Source organism: Streptomyces zagrosensis (genome assembly GCF_014203645.1).
GTDB lineage: Bacteria > Actinomycetota > Actinomycetes > Streptomycetales > Streptomycetaceae > Streptomyces > Streptomyces zagrosensis.
Genome location: NZ_JACHJL010000005.1, coordinates 249,367 through 271,592 on the forward strand (window position 1 = coordinate 249,367; position 22,226 = coordinate 271,592).

At 69.6% G+C, this 22,226-nt stretch carries 17 protein-coding genes, 1 pseudogene and 1 riboswitch; of the genes and pseudogenes, 4 read left to right on the plus strand and 14 right to left on the minus strand.

The genetic code is table 11. The features are described from left to right. Positions 1-401 precede the first annotated feature (401 nt). Positions 402-2,297, plus strand: a complete 1,896-nt coding sequence (locus FHS42_RS12295) for an AAA family ATPase (protein WP_184572037.1) — start codon at positions 402-404, stop codon at positions 2,295-2,297. An 84-nt stretch (positions 2,298-2,381) separates the two neighbouring features. On the opposite strand, the gene FHS42_RS12300 is transcribed toward FHS42_RS12295, so the two are convergent. The 10 genes from FHS42_RS12300 to ribD all read right to left on the minus strand — a co-directional run bounded on the left by FHS42_RS12300 (position 2,382) and on the right by ribD (position 11,631). Next, a complete protein-coding gene (locus tag FHS42_RS12300) occupies positions 2,382-3,437 on the minus strand; it encodes a hemolysin family protein (protein ID WP_184572039.1) in 1,056 nt (351 codons plus the stop codon). Then, complete coding sequence (locus tag FHS42_RS12305) at positions 3,434-4,972, minus strand: hemolysin family protein (RefSeq protein ID WP_184572041.1); 1,539 nt, start codon at positions 4,970-4,972, stop codon at positions 3,434-3,436. The genes FHS42_RS12300 and FHS42_RS12305 overlap by 4 nt, the downstream gene beginning before the upstream one ends. A 196-nt stretch (positions 4,973-5,168) precedes the next feature. After that, positions 5,169-5,624 (minus strand): PH domain-containing protein, encoded by a 456-nt coding sequence (locus FHS42_RS12310; RefSeq protein WP_312866845.1) that lies wholly within the window; start codon positions 5,622-5,624, stop codon positions 5,169-5,171. Positions 5,625-5,766: 142 nt separating this feature from the next. Continuing rightward, positions 5,767-6,615, minus strand: a complete 849-nt coding sequence (gene hisG / locus FHS42_RS12315) for an ATP phosphoribosyltransferase (RefSeq protein WP_184572043.1) — start codon at positions 6,613-6,615, stop codon at positions 5,767-5,769. Positions 6,616-6,779: 164 nt separating this feature from the next. Next, on the minus strand, positions 6,780-7,052 hold the full coding sequence (locus FHS42_RS12320) for a phosphoribosyl-ATP diphosphatase (protein ID WP_184572045.1): 273 nt from the start codon (positions 7,050-7,052) through the stop codon (positions 6,780-6,782). 35 nt (positions 7,053-7,087) lie between these two features. Then, positions 7,088-7,573, minus strand: a complete 486-nt coding sequence (ribH, locus tag FHS42_RS12325; RefSeq protein WP_184572047.1) for a 6,7-dimethyl-8-ribityllumazine synthase — start codon at positions 7,571-7,573, stop codon at positions 7,088-7,090. A 216-nt stretch (positions 7,574-7,789) separates the two neighbouring features. Then, positions 7,790-9,106 carry a bifunctional 3,4-dihydroxy-2-butanone-4-phosphate synthase/GTP cyclohydrolase II gene (locus FHS42_RS12330; RefSeq protein ID WP_184572049.1) on the minus strand — a complete coding sequence of 439 codons (1,317 nt, stop codon included), beginning with the start codon at positions 9,104-9,106 and terminating at the stop codon, positions 7,790-7,792. Beyond that, positions 9,103-9,762 (minus strand): nicotinamide mononucleotide transporter family protein, encoded by a 660-nt coding sequence (locus FHS42_RS12335; RefSeq protein WP_312866847.1) that lies wholly within the window; start codon positions 9,760-9,762, stop codon positions 9,103-9,105. The genes FHS42_RS12330 and FHS42_RS12335 overlap by 4 nt, the downstream gene beginning before the upstream one ends. Continuing rightward, complete coding sequence (locus FHS42_RS12340; protein WP_184572052.1) at positions 9,759-10,535, minus strand: riboflavin synthase; 777 nt, start codon at positions 10,533-10,535, stop codon at positions 9,759-9,761. The genes FHS42_RS12335 and FHS42_RS12340 overlap by 4 nt, the downstream gene beginning before the upstream one ends. A 1-nt stretch (position 10,536) precedes the next feature. Continuing rightward, a complete protein-coding gene (gene ribD / locus FHS42_RS12345) occupies positions 10,537-11,631 on the minus strand; it encodes a bifunctional diaminohydroxyphosphoribosylaminopyrimidine deaminase/5-amino-6-(5-phosphoribosylamino)uracil reductase RibD (protein WP_184572375.1) in 1,095 nt (364 codons plus the stop codon). A 183-nt stretch (positions 11,632-11,814) separates the two neighbouring features. Further along, a riboswitch (FMN riboswitch) is annotated at positions 11,815-11,945 on the minus strand. Positions 11,946-12,300: 355 nt separating this feature from the next. Between ribD and FHS42_RS12350 the strand changes: the two genes are divergently transcribed. After that, positions 12,301-14,613, plus strand: a complete 2,313-nt coding sequence (locus FHS42_RS12350; protein WP_184572054.1) for a chitinase C-terminal domain-containing protein — start codon at positions 12,301-12,303, stop codon at positions 14,611-14,613. A gap of 255 nt (positions 14,614-14,868) precedes the next feature. Here the strand turns inward: FHS42_RS12350 and FHS42_RS12355 are convergent, their stop codons facing one another. Next, on the minus strand, positions 14,869-16,116 hold the full coding sequence (locus FHS42_RS12355; protein ID WP_184572056.1) for an ROK family transcriptional regulator: 1,248 nt from the start codon (positions 16,114-16,116) through the stop codon (positions 14,869-14,871). A gap of 327 nt (positions 16,117-16,443) precedes the next feature. Between FHS42_RS12355 and FHS42_RS12360 the strand changes: the two genes are divergently transcribed. Further along, a complete protein-coding gene (locus FHS42_RS12360) occupies positions 16,444-17,694 on the plus strand; it encodes an MFS transporter (protein ID WP_184572057.1) in 1,251 nt (416 codons plus the stop codon). Between the two features lie 138 nt (positions 17,695-17,832). Here FHS42_RS12360 and FHS42_RS12365 read toward each other — a convergent pair whose 3' ends face one another. Next, positions 17,833-18,270 carry a hypothetical protein gene (locus tag FHS42_RS12365; protein ID WP_184572059.1) on the minus strand — a complete coding sequence of 146 codons (438 nt, stop codon included), beginning with the start codon at positions 18,268-18,270 and terminating at the stop codon, positions 17,833-17,835. A gap of 151 nt (positions 18,271-18,421) precedes the next feature. Between FHS42_RS12365 and FHS42_RS38190 the strand changes: the two are divergent. Continuing rightward, positions 18,422-18,967 (plus strand): annotated as a pseudogene (locus FHS42_RS38190) (transposase); the annotation flags it as partial. 296 nt (positions 18,968-19,263) lie between these two features. Here FHS42_RS38190 and FHS42_RS12375 read toward each other — a convergent pair. Continuing rightward, positions 19,264-20,379 carry a trypsin-like serine protease gene (locus FHS42_RS12375; RefSeq protein ID WP_184572061.1) on the minus strand — a complete coding sequence of 372 codons (1,116 nt, stop codon included), beginning with the start codon at positions 20,377-20,379 and terminating at the stop codon, positions 19,264-19,266. Positions 20,380-20,422: 43 nt separating this feature from the next. Beyond that, complete coding sequence (locus FHS42_RS12380) at positions 20,423-22,204, minus strand: PKD domain-containing protein (RefSeq protein ID WP_184572063.1); 1,782 nt, start codon at positions 22,202-22,204, stop codon at positions 20,423-20,425. Positions 22,205-22,226 lie beyond the last annotated feature (22 nt).

The following is a 22,226-nucleotide window of genomic DNA, read 5'->3' on the forward strand; positions in this document are numbered from 1 at the left end:
TACAGGTCTTACGTTCTCAATGTGCGGCTTCTAGGGGCCGCCCACCAACGCGAAGCCCCCGATTGTTCCCCCGTGATCGGGGGCTTCGTTCTGCCTCCAGCACTGCGTTTTGCGCGCTTTGCGCCGCGGGTCGCTTACCCTGAGTAGCCATTTCCGGAATGACCCCTCTCGGATGACGGGAATCCCCGGGCAGCGACCGGATCACGCCCTTCCTGCACGAACAGCCGTGCGCACCCTTCGATCGACACCGTCTTCGCAGGTACGATGCCCATCAGTGCAGCCGATGGGCGGACGCACTGACACACTGGCCAATCCCCGGCCACGGCACGGCGGTTCGGCAAGGCGGCGGCGGGGCATCCGCCCGGCGCCACACCACGGGGGCTCGGTTTGTGGGGGATGTGATGGATTTCGGCATCCAGGGCTCGCAGGCCCCGGCCGATCTCGCCTGGCTGCGCGGCGTGGACGCGTACACCATGGGCGCTTATCCGCAGGCCGAGGAGGAGTTCAAAGCCGCGGTCGAACTCGATCCCGGCATGGCCGATGGCTGGCTCGGCCTGCACGCGCTGCGCGCCGACACGGCGACCGCGCTGCTGCGCATGTACCGCCACCGCGACCGGTTCGGCGAGCAGCGAGCCCGGCACCGGCGCTCGCTCAACTCCTGGTACTGGCTGGGCTGGTGGGTGCAGCCGGTCCTGGAGAGCGGCCGTGACCTGCTCCTGGCACACGCCTCACACTGGCTCGACGGCCGTCATGTACCCGAGCTCGACCGGGCGCTCGCGGGCTGTCCACCGGTGGAGGCCGATCCGCAGGCGCGTTTTTTGCACGCGTGCCGGGCTTATTTGGTCAAGGACTGGGAGCAGCTCGTACGGCACACCGAGCCACTGCTCCAGGACCCGCTGCTTGGCATCGAGGCGGGCCTGTTCGGGGGCATGGCCCGGGTCCGTCTGGAGATGTACAGCCAAGCGGAGCCGCTGCTCTCGGCTGCGCTGATGCGCTGCCGAAGTGAGCAACCGCAGCGCAAGGAGTTGCGCTACTGGCTGGCGCGCGCCCACGAGGGCATCGGCCGTAGCGCCGCGGCCCTGCCGCTGTACCGGGCGGTGCACCGTATCGACGCCACCTTCATGGACACCGCAGCGCGGTTGGCCGCCATCGCCGAGGGTGATGGCTTCGACGACAGCCAGGACCTGGCCGCCGTCTCCCTGGCCGGTGCCGGGCAGGACGCCATCGATGGGCTCGACAGCATCGAAACCGAGCCGCTGCCTGCGGCCGACCCGCTGGACGGGCGCGAGTTGCGTGCCGGGCCCGACCCGACGCTGAGCACCGCGGCGCAGGCCACCGATGGGCCTCGGGATCGGACCGCGGTCCCCGGCCGAGCGGGCGGCGGGCTGCCGCCCGGGCCATCCGATCCGCAGCTCTTGGCCGACACGCTCCTGGAACTGGACCGGATGGTCGGCTTGGAGCCGGTCAAACGCCAGGTGCGGGCGCTGTCGGCACAGTTGCACATGGCGCGGCTACGCACCGGGCAAGGGTTGCCGGTCCAGCCGCCCAAGCGCCACTTCGTCTTCTCGGGCCCTTCCGGCACCGGCAAGACCACCGTTGCGCGCATCCTCGGCCGGGTCTTCTACGCGCTCGGGCTGCTCGGTGGCGACCATCTGGTAGAGGCCGGCCGGGCCGACCTGGTGGGCGAGTACCTGGGACAGACGGCAGTCAAGGCCAACGAGTTGATCGACTCGGCGCTCGGTGGAGTGCTCTTCGTGGACGAGGCGTACAGCCTCTCCAATTCCGGCTACACCAAGGGCGACGCCTACGGCGACGAGGCACTTCAGGTGCTGCTCAAGCGCGCCGAGGACAACCGGGACCGGCTGGTGGTCATCCTCGCGGGCTACCCGGAGGGCATGGACCGGCTGCTCGCCGCCAACCCCGGGCTCGGTTCCCGCTTCACCACACGGGTGGACTTCCCCAGCTACCGTCCCGCGGAGCTGACCGCCATCGGCGGGGTGCTGGCCGCGGAGAACGGCGACCGCTGGGACGAGGAAGCCGTGGAGGAACTACAGAGCATCAGCGGCCACGTCGTGGACCAGGGCTGGATCGATGAGCTGGGCAACGGCCGCTTTTTGCGCACGCTGTACGAGAAGAGCTGCGCCTACCGGGATCTACGGCTCTCCGGCTGGAGCGGGACGCCGGGCCGCGAAGACCTGGCCACCCTGCGGTTGCCGGATCTCATGCAGGCGTACGGCGAAGTCCTCTCCGGTCGCGGCCCGACCGACCGCGACCGCAAGGACCCGCCGTTCGGCTAACCCCCGCGCCCTGCCCCACGCTCGCGCGGCCCCGGGCGGGCAACACGCGGGCGGGGGCAGGCGGGTCAGGGCCGAGCAGGCGGGTCAGGGCCGGGCGGTGGCCTCCACCGGCGCCCGGTGCGAGGGGTCGCGGACCTCGCCGACCAGCTTCTCCAGCACATCTTCCATGGCGACCAGGCCAAGGACCCGCCCCGACGCATCGGTGACCGCCGCCAGGTGGACTGCCGCCCGGCGCATCACCGTCAGCGCGTCATCCAGCGGCAGTTCGGCGTGCAGCATCTCGATCCGGCGCCATACGTGCTGCGGCACCGCTCGTTCGGGCTCCTCCAGGTCAAGGACGTCCTTTACGTGCAGATAGCCCATGAAGCCACCGCCAGGCCCGCGCACGGGAAAACGCGAGTAGCCGGTGCGTACGGTCAACTCCTCGATCTGCCGCGGTGTCACGGCCGGATCGACGCTCACCAGTTCCGCCGGGTCGAGCAGCACCTCGGTAACCGGTCGGCTGCCCAGTTCCAGAGCGTCCGCGAGGCGCTCTTGCTCACCTGGGGCGAGCAGCCCCGCCTGGCGGGAATCGGCGACCAGATCGGTGAGTTGCGCACGGGTGAATACCGCTTCCACCTCGTCCCTGGTCTCCACCCGAAACAGCCGCAGCACCAGGCGAGCGCACGCCCCGAACAGGGCGGTCACCGGGCGGCAGAGCCGCGCGAAGGCGACGAGCCCCGGCGCCAGCCACAGCGCGGTCAGCTCCGGTGCGGCCATCGCCAGGTTCTTCGGCACCATCTCGCCGATGACCAGGTGCAGGCAGACCACGACGGCCAACGCGATGGCGTAGCCGAGCGGATGGATGAGCTGGTGTGGGAGATGGACGGCGTGGAAGGCCGGCTCCAGCAGCTGGGCCACGGTCGGCTCGGCGACCGCGCCAAGCGTCAGGGAGCACACCGTGATGCCGAACTGTGCGGCGGCCATCATCTGCGGCAGGTTCTCCAAACCCTGCAACACGGTGCGGGCCCGGGCCGAGCCTGCCGCCGCAGCCGGTTCGATCTGGCTGCGGCGCACGGAGACGAGCGCGAACTCCGCGCCCACGAAGAAGCCGTTGGCGCATACGAGGAGGAGGGCGAACAGCAATTGCAGGACGCTCATCGGCCGGCCACCCGCGCGGCCGGGGCGCGTACGACCTGCGCCGGTGCGCCCGCAGCGTCCCCCGCAGCATCCACTGGGGTTCGGGGCACATCCACCGAGGCCGGGCAGCGCGCCCCGTCCGCCGTGCCACGGGGCCCGATCGGGACCGGGCACGTTTCCGTACGCGGGGCGTGCACGGCCGTGGTGCCGGCGCCCGCGGACACCGGCAGCGCCGCCGACACCAGGCCCATCCGAACGATGCGCATGCGTTCGGCGCGATGGTGGCTGACCTGGCGGACCGCCAGCCGCCAGCCGCCGGGCAGTTCGGCGGTGTCGCCCGGGACGGGGATGCGTCCGAGCAGTCCCGCAATCAGCCCTGCCGCCGTCTCGTACGGGCCGTCTGGCACCGAGAGCCCGATCGTCAGCAGCGTGTCGATGCGGCAGCTTCCGTCCGCCTCCCAGGCCAGCCTGCCGTCGTCGCACGCCACCTGGACCAGCTCCGGCAGGTCCGCCGCGTCGTGTTCGTCGCGTACCTCTCCGACCAGCTCTTCCACGATGTCCTCCAGCGTGACGACTCCGGCCGTGCCGCCGTACTCATCCACGACGACGGCTATCGGCTGCTCGCTGCGCAGCTGCTCCAGGAGCGGTTGCACCGGCAGCGTCCTGGGCACCATGAGCGGCGACTGCGCGATGGTGTCCACCGGGGTGCGCAGCCGGTCGGCTGCCGGGACCGCGAGCGCGTCCTTGAGGTGGACCATGCCGATCACCTCGTCCAGCCGGTCCCGGTAGACGGGAAAGCGGGACAGGCCGGTGGCGCGGGTGAGGTTGAGAACGTCTTGGGCGGTCGCCGTCGCTTGGAGGGCGCTGACGCGCACCCGGGGCGTCATCACATGGTGCGCGGTGAGGCCGGCGAGGGAGAGCGTACGGACGAAGAGGTCGGCGGTGTCCTGCTCGATGGCGCCGGCGCGGGCCGAGTGCCGAGCGAGCGAGACGAGTTCGCCGGGGGTACGGGCCGAGGCCAGTTCCTCGGTCGGCTCCACGCCCAGGGTCCGCACCAACCGGTTGGCCACCGTGTTCAGTGCGGTGATCAGTGGCCGAAAGAAGCGGGCGAAGGCGTGTTGCGGTCCCGCTGCGAAGCGGGCGACCTGGAGCGGCCGGGAGACGGCCCAGTTCTTGGGCACCAGTTCGCCGATGACCATTTGGACAGCGGAGGCCACCAGCATTCCGACCACCACGGCAAGGCCCGGCACGGCGCCTGTCGGGGCCCCGGTTGCGGTGAGCGGGCCGGCCAGCAGATATCCGAGGGCGGGTTCGGCGAGCATGCCGACCACCAAGGAGGTGATGGTGATGCCCAGTTGGGTTCCGGAGAGCTGGAAGGAGAGCTCGCGCAGCGCGTTGACCACGGTGCGGGCCCGGCGGTCGCCGCCGGCGGCGGCCCGTTCCGCTTCCGGTCGCTCCACGGTGACCAGACCGAACTCGGCGGCCACGAAGAAGCCGTTGGCAAGGATGAGGACGAACGCCGCGGCGAGCAGCGTCAGGGAAACGGTGAGGCTCATGCCGCCGCCTCCCAGACGCGTGGAGAGGCGGCGCGGGTACTACAGGACGAACCGTCCATCGCTGGAGGAATTCACTCCTCGGATCGCAGGAGCCTGCCCGGCCACGCGCAACGCGCGCTCAGCCACCGGGAGGCGGGGCGCGGTGCGCGCCTTGGGCACCAGAGTAATCACGGAGCGAGCGCCGGGGCAGGAATCGTCAGCGGGTATGGTCGCCGCTCCCGTACGCCTCGGTGAGTGCGCGCAGCGTCCGCGCATCGTCGATCGCCTGCGCCTTCGCGATGCCGGGCTGGATGCCGAGCGCCGGCAGGCTCGTACCGTCGGCGAGGTCGAGAAAGACCCAAGGGTCGCCGGGCCGCAGATTGACCCGCAAGATCTCCGGCCACTCCAGATGCCGCCTGACGGTCAAGTTGGTGACGGTCACGCCATCGGCCTCGGCGACCACCTTGGGGCGGGCGAGGATCGCGAGCACGCCGCAGAACAGCAGCCCGATGAAGATGAAGCTGATGCGCTCCCCCGGGCTGAGTGAGGGCAGCAGCAGCGCGATGGCCACCAGCGTGACCAACATCAAGATGCCGACGAGCAGCAACACGATCCTGGTGCGGGTCGGGCGGAAGGTGACCGGCAGCTCAGGCAGGGGCGCGGGGGCGGACACTCGGCTGGCCTCTCAGATTTACGGTAGGGCGGTTACCGCGGGGCCTGTGCCGGCGAGCCCGGCTCAGGCCAGGGCCTGCGGCGGTCCAGCGGGCAGGCGTGGTCCGCCCGCGCAGGGTGCGCACGGTGCGGTACCAGTGGGGTCACAGCCGGCAGGCGTGAATGCCGGTGGTGAGGATCGCGCGGGCGCCGAGGTCGTACAACTCGTCCATGATCTTCTGGGCTTCGCTGGAGGGGACCATCGAGCGGACCGCGACCCAGCCCTCGTGATGCAGCGGCGACACGGTGGGCGACTCAAGACCGGGAGTGAGAGCCACGGCCCGCTCCACGTGTTCGACGCGGATGTCGTAGTCCATCATCACGTACCGGCGGGCGACCAGGACGCCCTGCATGCGGCGCAGGAACTGCTGGACCTTGGGGTCGTCGGTGGCCTCGCCTGCGCGCCGGATGACGATCGCCTCGGACTCCAAGATCGGCTCGCCGATGATCTCCAGGCCGGCGTTGCGCAGCGTGGTGCCGGTCTCCACGACGTCGGCGATGATCTCGGCGACGCCGAGCTGGATGGCGGTCTCCACCGCGCCATCGAGGTGGACGACGGCGGCGTCCACGCCGTTGTCAGCCAGGTGCTTGGTGACCAGGCCGGCGAAGGAGGTGGCGACGGTCATGCCGCCGAACTCGCGTACGTCCTTGGCTGTGCCAGGCCGGGTGGCGTAGCGGAAGGTGGAGCTGGCGAAACCGAGCTGCATGATCTCCTCGGCCTGCGAGCCGGAGTCGAGCAACAGGTCGCGGCCGGTGATGCCGATGTCGAGGCGACCGGAGCCGACGTAGACGGCGATGTCGCGCGGGCGCAGAAAGAAGAACTCGACCTCATTGGCGCTGTCCACCAAGACCAGTTCGCGCCGGTCTTTGCGCTGCCGATAGCCGGCCTCATGGAGCATCGCCGACGCAGGCTCGGACAGTGAACCCTTGTTGGGGACGGCGATGCGCAGCATGAGCTCAGCTTCCTTTGTACGGGGGGCAGACGTAAGGGCCAACGGATGTGGCCGTCAGGTCGAAGGGGCAGTGCGGGACGTTACGGGATTCCCGGGCCTTGGGGAGGGCGCCGAGAGGATGCCGCGCGGCGGACGCGGGGTGGGTCCGCCGCGGCGGCGCGACATCACAGGCGAGCGTATACGTCGTCGAGGGAGATCCCTCGGGCGACCATCATCACCTGAACGTGGTACAGGAGTTGGGAGATCTCCTCGGCGGTGGCGTCGGCGCCCTCGTACTCGGCGGCCATCCACACCTCCGCGGCCTCCTCGACAACCTTCTTGCCGATGGCATGCACGCCCTTGCCGACCAGTTCGGCGGTGCGGGACGTGCTGGGGTCGCCGGTGGCGGCTTTGTGCTGGAGCTCGGTGAACAGCTCCTCGAATGTCTTGTTGGCCATGGTGGTACTTACCCTACGGGGTGCCGATGGCGGGTTCAGCGCCAGGGCTCGGAGATCGAGCGCAGGGTGGTTGCGGTGGCGATGGCGGCGGTGACCGCCTCGTGGCCCTTGTCCTCGCGGGAGCCATCAAGGCCGGCCCGATCCACCGCCTGCTTCTCATCGTCGCAGGTCAGCACGCCGAAACCGATCGGGACTCCGGTATCGACGCTGACCTGCGTCAGGCCCTGGGTGACGCCCTGGCAAACGTATTCGAAGTGTGGGGTGCCGCCCCTGATGACCACGCCGAGGGCCACGATGGCGTCATAGCCGCGGCCGGCGAGGACCTTGGCGACCACCGGAAGCTCGAAGCTGCCCGGTACGCGGAGCACGGTCGGCTCATCGATGCCGAGCTCGGTCAGCGCGCGCAGCGCGCCGGACACCAGGCCCTCCATGACCTGCTCGTGCCACTGCGCCGCGATGACGGCGACCCGCAGGTCACCGCAGTTCTTCACGGACAGTTCGGGGGCGCCTTTGCCGCTCATGTCTCTCCTTGGTGCTGTGTGCTGAATAAACTAAATAACCTGAATCAACCGAATTAATGGACTAGGCCGGACTCACCGGACGAGCTGATGCAGCCGCACTAGCCCATATAGGGGTAGTGCGTCGTGGGGCCCGGGCGCGCCGCATCCGGGGTGTCACAGGGTGCGCTGCTGGTGGTGGTGGTGGCTGGGTGTCGTGGCGGCTGGGTGGGGACGGGCTTACTGGTCGCAGGTGGTGCTGTGCTCAGGGTCGAGCCAGGGCAGTTCGTGCCCCATGCGGTCGCGCTTGGTCCGCAGGTAGCGCAGGTTGTGCTCGCCGGCCTGGACCGGCATCGGCTCGCGTCCGGTGACCACGATGCCGTGCTCGGTGAGCGCTGCGGCCTTGTGGGGGTTGTTGGTCATCAGCCGTACCGAGCGGACCCCGAGGTCGGCGAGGATCTGGGCGCCCGCGGCATAGTCCCGCGCGTCGGCGGGCAGGCCGAGTTCCAGGTTGGCGTCAAGGGTGTCCCGGCCGCGCTCTTGCAGTTCGTACGCGCGCAGCTTGGACAGCAGCCCGATGCCGCGGCCCTCGTGGCCGCGTAGATACAGCACGATGCCGCGGCCTTCGGTGGTCACTCGCTTGAGGGAAGCCTGGAGTTGGGGGCCGCAGTCGCAGCGCTGGGAGCTGAAGATATCGCCGGTCAGGCACTCGGAGTGCACCCTGACCAGTACGTCATCACCGTCGGCGAGGTCGCCTTGGACCAGTGCGATGTGCTCGATGCCGTCCACGGTGGAGCGGTAACCGTACGCCTGGAAGTCGCCGAAGGCAGTGGGCAGTCGGGTCTGGGCCTCGCGGCGCACGGTGGGTTCGGCCGTGGCGCGGTAGGCGATCAGGTCTTCGATGGAGATGATCGCGAGGCCGTTCTTGCGGGCAAAGGGCACCAGCTCGGGCAACCGCAACATGGCGCCGTCCTCGCCCGCGATCTCCACGATGGCGGCGGCGGGGCGCAGCCCGGCGAGCCGGGCCAGGTCAACGCTGGCCTCCGTGTGTCCGTTGCGGGCGAGTACGCCGCCGGGGCGGGCCCGCAGCGGAAAGACGTGACCGGGGCGCACGAAGTCGGTCGGGGCGCTGTGCCGGTTGGCGAGCAGCCGGATGGTGGCGGCCCGGTCGGCGGCGGAGATGCCGGTGGTGACGCCGTGCTCGGGGCCCGCGTCCACCGAGACGGTGAAGGCCGTGCGCATCGACTCGGTGTTCTCCTCGACCATCTGCGGCAGGTCGAGGCGGTCGATGTCGGAGCTCTCCAGTGGCACGCAGATCAGGCCCCGGCATTCGCTCATCATGAAGGCGACGATCTCGGGGGTGGCCTTTTCGGCGGCGATGACGAGGTCGCCCTCGTTCTCGCGGTTCTCATCATCCACGACCACCACGGGCCGACCGGCGGCGATCTCGCTGATGGCCCGCTCCACCGAGTCAAGGGCCAGGCTTTCGCTGGTAGTGCCGGTGGGGCCGGTGCGGTCGGCGGAATGCAGGTCGTACCAGTTCAGTGACGCGGTCATGCGGGCGCTCCTTCCAGGACGGGCGCGCCCGTACGGGAGCGCAACCACCAGTCGCGGGCGCCCCACAGGGCGAGCGCGAGATAGACGACATAGACCAGGCCGGAGAAGGCCAGGCCGCTACTGAAGGCGAGCGGGACGCCCACCAGGTCCACCAGCAGCCAGGCGAACCAGAACTCGACCAGGCCGCGGGCCTGGGCGACCATCGCTGTGAGGGTGCCGACGAAGATGTACGCGTCGGGCCAGGCGTTCCAAGACAGCTTGGGCACGAGGGTGAACAGTGCGCCGACGGCGAGGGTGCCCGCGGCGGTGCAGCCGATGAGCACGGCGCGCTCTCGCCAACTCGCGAAGCGCACCGCTAGCTGCCCGCCTTGGTCCTGGGGCCCGCCATGCCACTTCCGCCAGCCCCAGGCGGCTACGGCCATGACCAGAAGCTGTTTGCCGACGCCACCGCTGAGGTGGGCAGCGGCGTAGGCGGTGACGAGCACGGCGCCGGCGACGAACTGCACGGGCCAGGTCCACATCGAGCGCCGCCAGCCCAAAGCGAGGGCGGCGAGCCCGAAGAGGTTGCCGATCATGTCGGACCAGATGACGTGCTGACCGAAGAGCTGAAAGGCATCGTCGCGCAGCCAGTCGCCTATCTGCTGCCACGGGCTCACCGGACGCCCCCTTCGGGTGCGGGGGCAGCGCCAGGCGTCGGGGCCGTGTCGAGGGCCGAAGCCGTGCTGGGGGCCGAGCCGGCACTGGCGGCCGAAGCCGCCTCGGGTGCGGCGCTCGTCGTGCCGGGGAGCCCTGCGCCTGGCACTGCGCCGTGGGCGAGTAGCCGCTCCACGTACTTGGCGAGGACGTCCACCTCCAGGTTGACGGGATCGCCGACCTGCTTGATGCCCAACGTGGTGAGGGCGAGGGTGGTGGGGATGAGGCTGACGGTGAAGTGGTCGGCGCCGGCCTCGACGACGGTGAGGCTGATGCCGTCCACGGTGATGGAGCCCTTGTCGACCACGTAGCGGGCCAGCTCGGGCGGCAGTGCGACGGTGACGACCTCCCAGTGTGCGCCGGGTACACGCTCGGTGATCACGCCGGTGCCGTCCACATGGCCCTGGACTAGGTGTCCGCCGAGCCGGCCGCCGAGCTCCATCGGGCGCTCCAGGTTGACCCGAGAGCCGGGCTTGAGGGCACCGAGGCTGGAGCGCAGCAGCGTTTCGGCCATCACATCGGCGGTGAACGCGCCATCGGCGACGTCCACGACGGTCAGGCAGACGCCGTTGACGGCGATGGAGTCGCCGTGCCGCGCATCGGCGGTGACCTGCGGTCCACGGATACACAGTCGGGCAGAGCGGGCGGAGCTCTCGCCGGGGGTGGCGGGAAGCGCTTCGCCCTGCTCTTCGATGGCGGCGATCTCACCCAGTTCTTCAACGATTCCGGTGAACACGTCAGCTCTCCTGAGTGGTGGTGGGAGTGGCCTGCCGCTGGGGCACGGCCGTGATGCGCAGGTCGGGGCCGATGCGGGCGGTATCGGTCACGCTTAGCCGCAACGCCCGCCCGATGGTGGTGATTCCGGCATCGGCGAGGGCGGCTGGCCCTGCGCCAAGCAGTACGGGAGCGAGATAGCCGACGACCTTGTCCATGAGGCCGGCGGCGATGAACGCCCCGGCCAGCGTCGGGCCGCCTTCGAGCAGCACGGATCGCACGCCCTGTGCGTGGAGCGCGGCGAGCAGCGCCGGGATGTCCAGGCCGTGCCCGCGTGGTCCTGGCGGCAGCCGCAGCACGCGGGCCAGCCCGTCCAGGTGCCAGGTGTCGGCGTCCTCGGCGACAGCGATCAGGGTGGGGGCGGTGCCGTCCAGGACGCGGGCGCCGGGGCGTACGACGACGGCACGCGTGTCCACCACGACCCGCAGCGGCTGGTCCACGTCGCCCTGGGCGAGGCGTGCGGCGAGCTGCGGGTCATCGAGACGTGCGGTGCCGGAGCCGACGACGATGGCGTCGGCCTCGGCGCGCAGCCGGTGGACGTCGGCGCGCGCCTCGGGAGAGGTGATCCAGCGGCTGGTGCCATCGGCCGCGGCGATCCGCCCGTCGAGCGTTGCGGCGTATTTCCACAGCACGAACGGGCGCCCCGTACGCATCGAGGTCAGCCATGCCTCGTTGCCCGCTGCCGCCTGCTCGGCGAGCAGCCCGCCCGCGGTGTCGATGCCGGCGGCGGCCAGGGTGGCGGCGCCACCGGTGGCCTGCGCGGTGGGGTCGGCGACGGCGTAGACGACGCGGGCGATGCCGGCCTCGACGAGGGCGCGGGAGCACGGTGGGGTGCGGCCGGTGTGGTCACAGGGTTCGAGAGTGACGACGGCGATGCCGCCGCGGGCCCGCTCGCCCGCCGCACGCAGGGCGTGCACCTCGGCGTGCGGTCCACCCGCCCGCTGGTGCCAGCCTTCGCCTACGGGCTGTCCAGCGGCATCGAGGACGACACAGCCGACGACGGGGTTGGGGCTGGTGTGGCCGAGGCCGCGGGCGGCGAGCGCGATGGCGCGGCGCATGGCGGCCGTCTCAGCCGCGATTGCCTCGTGGGTGGCCACCGGGTCCTCCTGCCTCTTCGGGCACGGACTCCGGGGCTGTCGGAACGACAGAAAAACGGACGGAACACACCAAGGGACGCCACGGTCGGGATACAGCCCACCCGCAGGGTGAGTGCTCAACAGCGGCGCACCGGTGCTCGCCCGCCGCGCACTGCCTCCCATCCGGACTTTAACCGTCGGTCCAGGAGTTTCACCTGGTCAACCGGCCGCTGGAGGCGGACGGGTCGCGGACTATAACCGCCGGTTCGGACTTTCACCGACCCCGGAGTGCGCTGACGTCACTGGTACGGGTTCCAGTCTGCCATGGGTGCACGGGGGCGCGCGGGCCGACCTTTGTGGTCTGACTCACAGGGTTGGCTCGCAGGATGGCTGAAACCGGTCGTTGAAATCTTGGCCGAACTGGAACTCCCGGGCCCCATCTTCGCGTTGCTATTGGTCCATACCTATTGACGCTTTGGTCTAGTCCTCTTAACCTCTGGCACACCTCCGAGGAAATCGGCCCGGGGCGTGCGCACGCCTCGGGCCTCCACCCCACCTCCCACATCGCACGCCCCACACGTGTGTACGGCTCCCCCACCGCACGACTCACCCCCGCGAGCTCCACCGAGCCCCTTCCAGGAGGAACCGATCGTGTTGTCTCGTATCCGCGCGAGAGCCATGCTTGCGGCGACGGCCGCCGCTGTCGCCGGACTCCTCATCAGCACCCTTTCAGCGACCGAGTCACACGCCGAAGACCAGTCCGCCTGTCGCCCCGACGGCATGTACCGCACCCCTGGCGTAGACGTCCCGTACTGCTCGGTCTACGACAGCGACGGCCGCGAGAAGATGGGCGCCGACCACAAGCGCCGCGTCATCGGCTACTTCACGAGTTGGCGCACCGGCAAGGACGGCACCCCCGGGTATCTGGCCTCGAACATTCCGTGGGACAAGGTCACCCACCTCAACTACGCCTTCGCGCACGTGGACAAGGGCAACAAGCTCTCCGTTGGCCCGGACAGCGCCAACAACCCATCGACCGGCATGACCTGGCCGGGCGTCGAGGGTGCCGAAATGGACCCGGCCTTCCCGTACAAGGGCCACTTCAACCAGCTCAACAAGTTCAAGAAGCAGCACCCGAACGTCAAGACGCTGATCTCGGTCGGCGGTTGGGCCGAAACCGGCGGCTACCTCGACGAGAACGGTGGGCGCGTCAAGTCCGGCGGCTTCTACTCGATGGCCACCAACGCAGACGGCTCCGTCAACCAGGCGGGCATCAACACCTTCGCCGACTCCGCCGTGGACTTCATCAAGAAGTACGGGTTCAACGGCGTGGACATCGACTACGAGTACCCCACCTCGATGAAGGACGCGGGCCACCCGCAGGACTGGCCGCTGGCCAACGCTAGGCGCGGCGGGCTCAACAAGGGGTACGCGGCGCTGATGAAGACGCTGCGCGAGAAGCTGGACCGGGCGAGCGCAGCGGACGGCAAGCACTACCTGCTGTCGGTGGCGGCCCCCTCGTCGGGCTATTTGCTGCGCGGCATGGAGACGTACCAGACCACCAAGTACCTGGACTACGTCAACATCATGTCGTACGACCTGCACGGTGCCTGGAACGAGTTCGTCGGGCCCAACGCTGCGCTCTACGACGACGGCAAGGACGCCGAACTGGCCAAGTGGGGCGTCTACACCGCCTCGCAGTACGGCGGACTCGGCTACCTCAACAGCGACTGGGCCTACCACTACTTCCGCGGCTCCATGCCGGCGGGACGGATCAACCTCGGCCTGCCGTACTACACGCGTGGCTGGAAGAACGTGAACGGCGGCAAGAACGGGCTGTGGGGCACGGCGAAGGCCGCCTCGTGTCCAGCCGGGTCCGGGCTGACCGAATGTGGTGACGGCGCGGTCGGCATCGACAACCTCTGGCATGACAAGGACGACAACGGCAAGGAATCCCCGGCCGGTTCCAACCCGATGTGGCACGCCAAGAACCTGGAGAAGGGCGTCGTCGGCGACTACGTCACTCGCTACGGATTCCCCGCCGACACCAAGCTCACCGGCAGCTACGCCCGCAACTACGACACCACGCTGACCGCCCCTTGGCTGTGGAACGCCGACAAGAAGGTGTTCTTGTCCACCGAGGACGAGCAGTCGGTGAAGACGAAGGCGCAGTACGTCGTGGACAAGGGCCTGGGCGGCACGATGATCTGGGAGCTTGCGGGCGACTACGCGTTCAACGCGGGCAAGGGTCAGTACGAGCAGGGCAACACGCTCACCACCGCGCTGTACGACGCCTTCAAGGCGGCCCCGGCGTACGGCGCCAAGCGCGCCACGACCCAGCTGCCGACCGAGGCCGTCGATCTCGATGTGAGCTTCCGGGACTTCCCGCTGGGTGACTCGAACTACCCGATCAGCCCGAAGGTGAACATCACCAACAACACCAAGACCGCCATTCCGGGCGGGGCGGAGTTCCAGTTCGACTACGCCACGTCCTCCCCCAACAACGCCAAGGATCAAAGCGGCTGGGGCCTGAAGGTCATACGCAGCGACCACACGGGCAACAACATTGGCGGCCTCAAGGGCGACTACCACCGAACGTCGTTCAAGCTGCCGAGTTGGCAGTCGGTGGCACCGGGCGCGTCGGTGACCGTTGACCTCGTGTACTACCTGCCGACCTCTACGCCGTCGAACTGGACGGTCTCCTTCAGCGGGAAGACCTATGCGCTCGCCGGCGACCTGGCGCGCGGCACCACGATCGTCGAGCCGGGCGGCGGCACCACCGGCGGCACCACGGGCGGCACCACCGGCGGCGGCCAGTGCACCGCACCGGCGTGGGACCGGGCCGCCGTGTACAACGGCGGCGCGACCGTCTCCCACAAGAGCCACACCTGGAAGGCCAAGTGGTGGACCCAGGGCGGAGAGCCGGGCGCCGACGGTGTCTGGCAGGACCAGGGAGCTTGCTAATCCCTTGAACCGCCCGGCGGCTCCCCTGAACCGCCTGGCGGCTCCTCTGAACCGCCCGGCGGCGGTGGAGTGGTCATCACCCGCCGCCGGGTGCACCACCGGGCCGAGCCCCCTACCCAGCGGCGGGGGCCCGGTCCGGTGACCAACGTGGCAGCGCCGGGCCCCCAGCGGGCCCGGCGCTCGCGCGTCCGCGGCTGCGGGCTCAGTTCGCTGGCGTACAGCGGCGGGCTGAGCCTTTGCCAGGCAGCGGCGGGCTCAGCTCTCCGGCGCGAAGAGGTCGTCTTGCGCCGCGTCCATCGCGGTGAGTACCGCGCCTCGTAGCACCGCCGCGCCGCCCATGGTGCCCGCGCGCACCTCAAGCCGGACCGGGGACATCCGGGCGACCCGCTCCTGTACGCGTCGGGCCAGTTCATCGCCGCCGGCCAGGCCGGTCTCGCCGCCGATGACCACGCAGCCCGGGTCGAGTACGGCGCTGACGGCGGCGGCGCCGATGGCCACCCCGTCCGCGTACGCGTCGAGGAAGGCATCTTCCACAGCGGCCCCTTCGCTCCCCTGCACCGCGGCGACGGCGGAGCGCAGCGCTTGCTCGGCCGCGTGGATGTCCACGCCCTCGCTCGCGAGGCCATGCGAGCGAACGAGCGCGCACAGTCCGGGGCCACCCGCTAGCGAGTGGAAACCGCCCTCGCAACCGGTCCAGGCGGGCAACTTGCCGGTCCCGGGGACCGGCAGAAACCCGATCTCCCCCGCGCCGCCGGACGCGCCCCGGCGCAGCACCCCGTCCAGGACGACCGCGGCACCCGTACCCCCGCCCAGCCACAGCAGCACGAAGGTGTCCCGGTCGCGGGCGGCGCCTAGCCGCTGCTCGGCGACGGCGGCGAGGTTCGCCTCGTTCTCCAGCAGCAGTTGCGTGGGGAAGCGCTCGCGCAACGCCGTGACCAGGGCCGTATGCCACTGCGGCAACCAGCCGGTATGCCCCAGGGTGCCGGTGACCGGGTCGAGGAGGCCGGGCGCGCCCACGCCGACGCTGTGGAGCGGCACCGCCCCGGCCTGGGCCGCGGTACGGGTCAGCAACTCCACGGCCGCCTCCACCGCGGGCAGACCGGCGTCGGGCCCACCCGGTGCGCTCGCGGTCTTCGCATCGATGGGCAGCGACGCCTCGGCCAGGGTGCGACCCAGCAGATCGGCCACACAGACCGAGACGCTGTCGGTGCGTACGTCCACTCCGGCCAGGTGGGCACGGTCCGCGACGATGCCGTAAAGCCGGGCGTTGGGTCCGCGCCGCTCGGCGCCCGCCTCACCGACCACGGTGATCAGATGGGCGTCTTGCAGGCGTTCCACGAGGTCGGCCACGGTGGGGCGGGAGAGCCCCGTGAGCGTCTTGAGTTGACCCGCCGTCAGCGGACCTTCGCGCTGGAGAAAGCCCAGCGCCAACCGGTCGTTGATGGCGCGGGCGGTGCTTGGAGAGGCGGTCTTCCCGCCGGAGTGCACGCGCGTCGGGGTCATACGGGAATCCTTGCACGGCCCGCAGAAATTCTCTATTTATCAGGCAGGCTTCCTGATAGTTTCGGCGCGCTCCGGGGAACGCTTCCTCGGGAGCCCCCGCAAGCGGGGCGCAACACGGGGCCGGGAGGGCTGGACAGCATGGTGGACGCCGGAGCAAGAGGGGGTGCCGAAGGCGCCGAGGGTGCCGAGGGTGCCGAACGCGCCACGGACGCCAGCGATGCCCGGGATGCACAAGAGGCTCAAAAAGCTGACGGCGCTGACGGCACTGACGAAGCTGAAGGCGCCGAAAACGCTAAAACCGCTCAAAACGCTAAAAACACAGCCAGCGTGGCGCGGCAGCAGCTACGCCGGGCACGGATCGCCGTGGCCCTGGCGTTCGCCGTGCACGGCGCGGTCACCGGCAGCTTTGCCACCCGCGTCCCCTGGGTGCAGGAGCATACGGACGTCAGCGCGGGCCAACTCGGCCTGGCGTTGGCCTTTCCCGCGCTCGGCGCCTCGCTCGCGATGCCGCTGGCGGGCTGGGTCAGCCACCGCTTTGGCGCCCGGACGGCGCTGCGCGGGTTGCTCGCGCTGTGGACGCTCTCGCTCGCGCTGCCCGCGCTGGCGCCGGGGCTGGTCGCGCTGTGCGGGGCGTTGTTCGTTTACGGCGCCACGGCCGGGATGTCGGACGTGGCGATGAACGCGCTCGGCGTGGAGACCGAGGACCGCCTGGGCCGTTCGATCATGTCCGGGCTGCACGGGATGTGGAGCGTGGGCGCGTTGGTCGGCTCGGTGGCCGGTACGGTCGCGGCACATGCCGATGTGGACGCCCGGCCGCATCTGGCGGTGACCGCGGCAGTGCTGACGGTGCTCGGCGTGCTCGCCTGTCGGGGCGTGTTGGATCTGCGCAGCGGACCGGATGAACATCCGCCGCCCCGGTTCGCGCTGCCGCCGAGGTCGGCGCTCATCATCGGTGCGGTGGGGTTTTGTGCGGTCTTCGCCGAGGGGGCGAGCTTGGACTGGTCGGCCATCTACCTCCGGGACGAGTTGAACACCTCGCCTGGCCTGGCTGCGGCCTCCACCACGGCGTTCGCCTGCACGATGGCGGTGGCCCGGCTGGCCGGGGACGCGGTGGTGACCCGTTTCGGGCCAGTGCGCACGGTGCGTACCGGCGGGGTGTGCGCGACGCTGGGCGGCCTGCTGGTGGTCGCAGCCACCCATCCGGCCATGGCGCTGGGCGGCTTCGCGCTGCTGGGGCTTGGCGTCGCCGTGGTGGTGCCGCTGGCGTTCGCCGCAGCGGGGCGCAGCGGCCCGGCTCCGAGCCAGGCCATAGCGGGCGTAGCGACCATCACCTACACCTCGGGCCTGATCGCCCCATCGGCCATGGGCTCGGTGGCCGATGTGACCTCCCTGACGGTCTCCTTCGGCGTGGTCACGCTGCTCGCCTTGGGCCTGGTCGTCGGCGCGGGAGTGCTCCGCACGGCGGGCCACGGCAGCCGGCCCCCGACGACGCGGGACGAGCGGGGCGGCCCAGCCTCCGGCACCCCCAACACCGCCCCCGCCCCGGGCGAGTCGGGCCCGGAAGGCCGCAAGGCGTAGGGATACGGGCGACAGTGGCCAATCCGCCCTACGCCGCCGCGTAACGGGGAGGGCCAGGCACGCAACGGATCTGCCGCCCTATGTGACCGATGCGGCAGATCCGTTGCGCGTTAAATGAGAGCCAAGCATGTGGCAGTTCTACGTCGCCGAGGTCTCTTTATCTCCGCTAGGCCACTCGAACAGGACGACGTGCCAATGACTCTTCTCGTGCATGAGTTCAACCGTTTCCCGCAGCGAGCGCCCCGCACTGTCAGAAGTTGCCAGGGAGACCGTGCCCATGTACTCGCCCATGAGGTCGTACCGAATGGGCGCTTTCATAATGGTTAGCCCCTTGCCGCCCTTGGATCGAATGATCTCGTCCGCCTGTTTCCGTGACCACGGCTTGTCGGGGGCAGATCCGACGTCAAGAAGGGCCTTCACGTCACGGTCATTGAGGGCTTCGACGTAGCGCTTGACTGCGTCCCGAGCCCCAGGAGGCGGGCTACTGCTCTCAGAGGTACCGCCAGCGTCGGCGGAGCTACAACCCGCGGTGAGGAGCAACGCAACGGTTGCTACGAGCATGCGTCGCCTGCTCATGGCGCCTCCTAAGGTGGTCTTTTGCATCGAGGTCCGAACGGCTCGTCACACTTGATCACTCGGTCCGGTAACTGCGGTAGATCCGGCGGCCTTCGGCTGAGCATGCGATCCGACCAAGGAACACACAACACCCAGCACGAAGGCCGTGGGGATGGGTCTGTCGCATCACGTCGTCCGCCAGGCTTCGATTGCGGGGTTGTCACGCTTGCGGGGTGAGTCCTACTCCTTTCCGACCAGGCGTGCGGATGGACTGTTCGAACTCGTGGACGCGGTGTTGTGCGCGGACGGGCCGGTCCTGTTCCTGGTGGAATTGTCACCGGTCGGCGAACACCGGCGGGGACACGGCGGGCTCTACGACGCCCCCGCCGCGGGCCGGGTCGCGCGACCGGCTGCGACGGGCCCTGGCCACGGAGCCATTGCCAAGGCCGGCGGGCGGGCGGCCAACTGATCCTTGCCGCTGACCTGGCCTGCTGGCTTGCGGCCCAGCGCCCCCACCTCACCGCAACGAAGTCTGTGCCACACCCACGGGCGGGGCAAGAACCAGCACATCCCCGTTCCTGACTGGCCCCACTCGATGATCCGCGCGCTGGAGACCGGCCGACGTTCCCGGACCGCACCACTGGACGCACCACGCCTGCCACCGGGCGCGACACCGCCACCGCACAGGCAGCTGCGCGAACTCGTCGAACGACTCATCACCCCGACCCCAGCAGCACACGACCACCTCGGGCACACCGGGGAAGACCCCGCACCGCGGCATCCGCCGCTCGGCCCCTCCCGGGCCCGGCACGCCCGCGGCCGTCCGCGCCGGGCCCGGGTATCGTCCGTGGCCCCGGCAGACCCCGTATCCACCTGATCATCTCGCTGACACGGCCTTGGCCCCCGTGGCCGGGTGCGGAGATCGGATCGGTAGAGCGAAGTGGCGCACTCGCACGGGCAACGGCGGCGCCGTGAGGCGCCGCCGCTGGGAGGCGTGCTGACGTGCGCGCGGTCCTAGGCCCGGAAGCAGAAGCCCTGAGAACCGAACCCCCAACACTGAACGGACTGTTGAGTGGTGTCTGACTTGCCCGAGTCGTCGGTGACTGTGAGGTTCACCGTGTAGGTGCCGTTGCGGGGTGGATAGGTGTGGCGCGCGGTGCTGCCCGATTCCCGTGTGCCGTCACCGAAGTCCCATGCGTACGACGTGATGGCGCCGTCCTCGTCCGATGAGGCGGTCCCGTCGAACGTGCAGGTGAGCGAGGCGCCCTGGCAGGAAGCGGTGAAGTGGGCGGTGGGCTTGCCGGTGGGTGGGGTTGGGGCGTCGTCGAGTTGTTCGTTGGCCCAGTCGCCCATGACGCCGTTCATTTTCCCGTGCGCGTTGTAGGAGGCGCAGTCGGTGCGCAGCCAGGAGAAGACGCCGTAGACCTTGCCGTTGTGAAGATAGGGTCCGCCGCTGTCGCCCTGGCACAGGCCGGTACTGCCGTCACCATAACCGTCGCATATCATGTACCTGTCATCAAACTGCTGGTTGATGTTCTTGCAGTTCTGGCTGGCCACGACAGGCAGGGTTGTCTCGTAGAGCAAGGTGTTCTTCTGGGCATCCTGTGCGTCGGTCTTGCCGTATCCGAGCGCGGTTCCCCTTGTGCCGACCGGCAGGGCGTCGCCCGACCGGGCGATCGGCGGGAAAGCCATGCCCTGCGGAGTCGGTATGTCGGTCTTGGTGAGGATGACGGCGACATCGAAGCCGGTGCGCCAACCGTCGTTCGGATTGTAGTTCGGGTGCGTGCGGTACTCCGCGATCTCGACGCGGGTGCCCGTGCTCGTATCCGCGAGATCGTCCCGGCCGTAGATCAGGTACTTGGGGTCGCCGGCCGAGAACTTGCAGTGTGCCGCGATCAGCACGGCGCGCTTGGCGACCACCGAGCCGGTGCACGACTGCTCGGCGGGACGGGCACCGCCCGTCCGGTGTTGGGAAATGATGAACGGGTGCTCGCCGACGGTTGTCGGTTTCCCGTTGATCACCTTCGGTGTGATGGGGTCGGTGGGGGCGGCCAGCGCCACGGGAGCGGTGCCGATCGCACCAGCGAGGAGGCCGAGGACGGCCAGCAGCCGGATGAGTCGTCTGGTCATCGCAGTTCAATTCCCTCGGGAGTGCGGGTGGGTGGGGTCTCACTCAGGCGCGGAAGCAAAAACCCTGTGCCGTGAACGCCCAGCAGCGCACGGACTGTTGCGCGGTGTCCGTGTTGCCCGAGCCGTCAGTCACGGCCAACTTGACCGTGTACGTGCCGTTGCGCGCCGGGTAGGTATGCCGTGCGGATGCGCCCGTGCCGCCGGTGCCATCACCAAAATCCCAGGTGTAAGTGGTGATGTCGCTGTCCGGGTCACTCGATCCGGTTCCGTCGAATGCACAGCTAAGGGATGTGCCGCAGTCCACCGTGAGGCTCGCGGTCGGCGGCTGCCCGCCGCTGGTATCACCGACACGAACCGGCTGCTCAGTGCTGCCGCTGCGGCCTTGGGCGTCGGTCACGGTGAGTCTTACGGTGTAGGTGCCCCGCTGTGCGTACGCGTGTTGGGCGACTTTGCCGTCGCCGTTCTCGCCGTCGCCGAAGGACCATGCGTACGTGGCGATGTCGCCGTTTTCGGCCGAGGATGCAGACCCGTCCAACGTGCAGGTCAGCGATCCGGTCGGGCACGAAGCGTGGAAGCGCGCGACGGGCTCCCCCGGCGGCGCCGAGCGTGGCAGGTGCAGCAGTTTGTCAGGAGTGCCGGCAGGCAGGCCCGACATCTTGCCGCTGCTGGCGTTGTCCATGACCCAGGTGTGCAGAGCGGCCGGAGCGCTGTTGGGGCTGTCGTGCAGCCGCAGGGCCATTGCGCCCGCCACGTGCGGTGCGGCCATCGACGTCCCGCTCAGCGTGCCGTACGCCGAGTCGCTGCCCCGGTAGGCGGAGTTGATGTTCGAGCCGGGCGCGAACAAGTCCATGCACCGGCCCGCGTTGGAGTCGGACGCCCGGCTGTCGCTGCTGGTCGAGTTGCCGACCTGGAGCGCTTCGGGAACCTGCCCTCCGGGCCCGTGGGCGCACGCGTCGCCGCCGTTGTTTCCGGTGATCAGCGACCACTGAACACCGGATCTGACCGATCCTTGGATAGCCGAGGCGGCGATGTCGCGGTCACCGGTGTAGACGCTGAGGTTGACCACCGCCGGCTTGACGGCGTTCTTGGTGATCCACTCGGCCGCCTCGACCACATCGACGTCTTCGCCTTGTCCGTCGCAGCCCAGGACACGTACGGATACCAGGTTGGCCTTCTTCGCCACTCCTCGGGTCTTGCCGGCAGCGATGCCGGAGACGTGTGTGCCGTGGTTGTGACAGTCTTCGCCCTGGTTGGGCCGGGCATACAGATCGACGCCGAACTTCGCCCGGCCCTCGAACTCCTGGTGGCTGTAGCGGATGCCGGTGTCAACGACGTAGATGTTCACGCCCGCACCGTCGTTGGGATAGGTGTAGGCGTTGTCCAGAGGTCGATCCCGCTGGTCGATGCGGTCCAGTCCCCAGTTCGGGGGATTTTGCTGGGTGCCGCCCGGGCCGCCGATGCCCGCTCGGCCGCTCTGCCGGACTTCCGCGACATCCGGGTGTGCGGCCAGCTTGTTCGCCTGCCGGGTGGACAGGTCCTCGACCACGAATCCGCGCATGGTAGCGGTGAGGGTGGTCTTGAGCTGTCCGCCGTACCGGTCGGTCAGCTCGTGCGCGGCCCGCACGGTGGCGTCGGCGGACTTCGCGACCGCGCTGTTTCCGGCGAGGGTCACCAGGTACGTGCCCGCCACGGGGTGTTCGGCGACGCTGACGACCGATGCCTGTGGTGTGGTGGTGTCCGCCGCGGCTGGCTGGGTCAATCCCAGTCCAGCGCCCGCCACGATGGCGAGCACCGTCGCGAGGACACCACGTCTTCCTAACCTCATACCGCCTCCTGTGTGGTCTGTG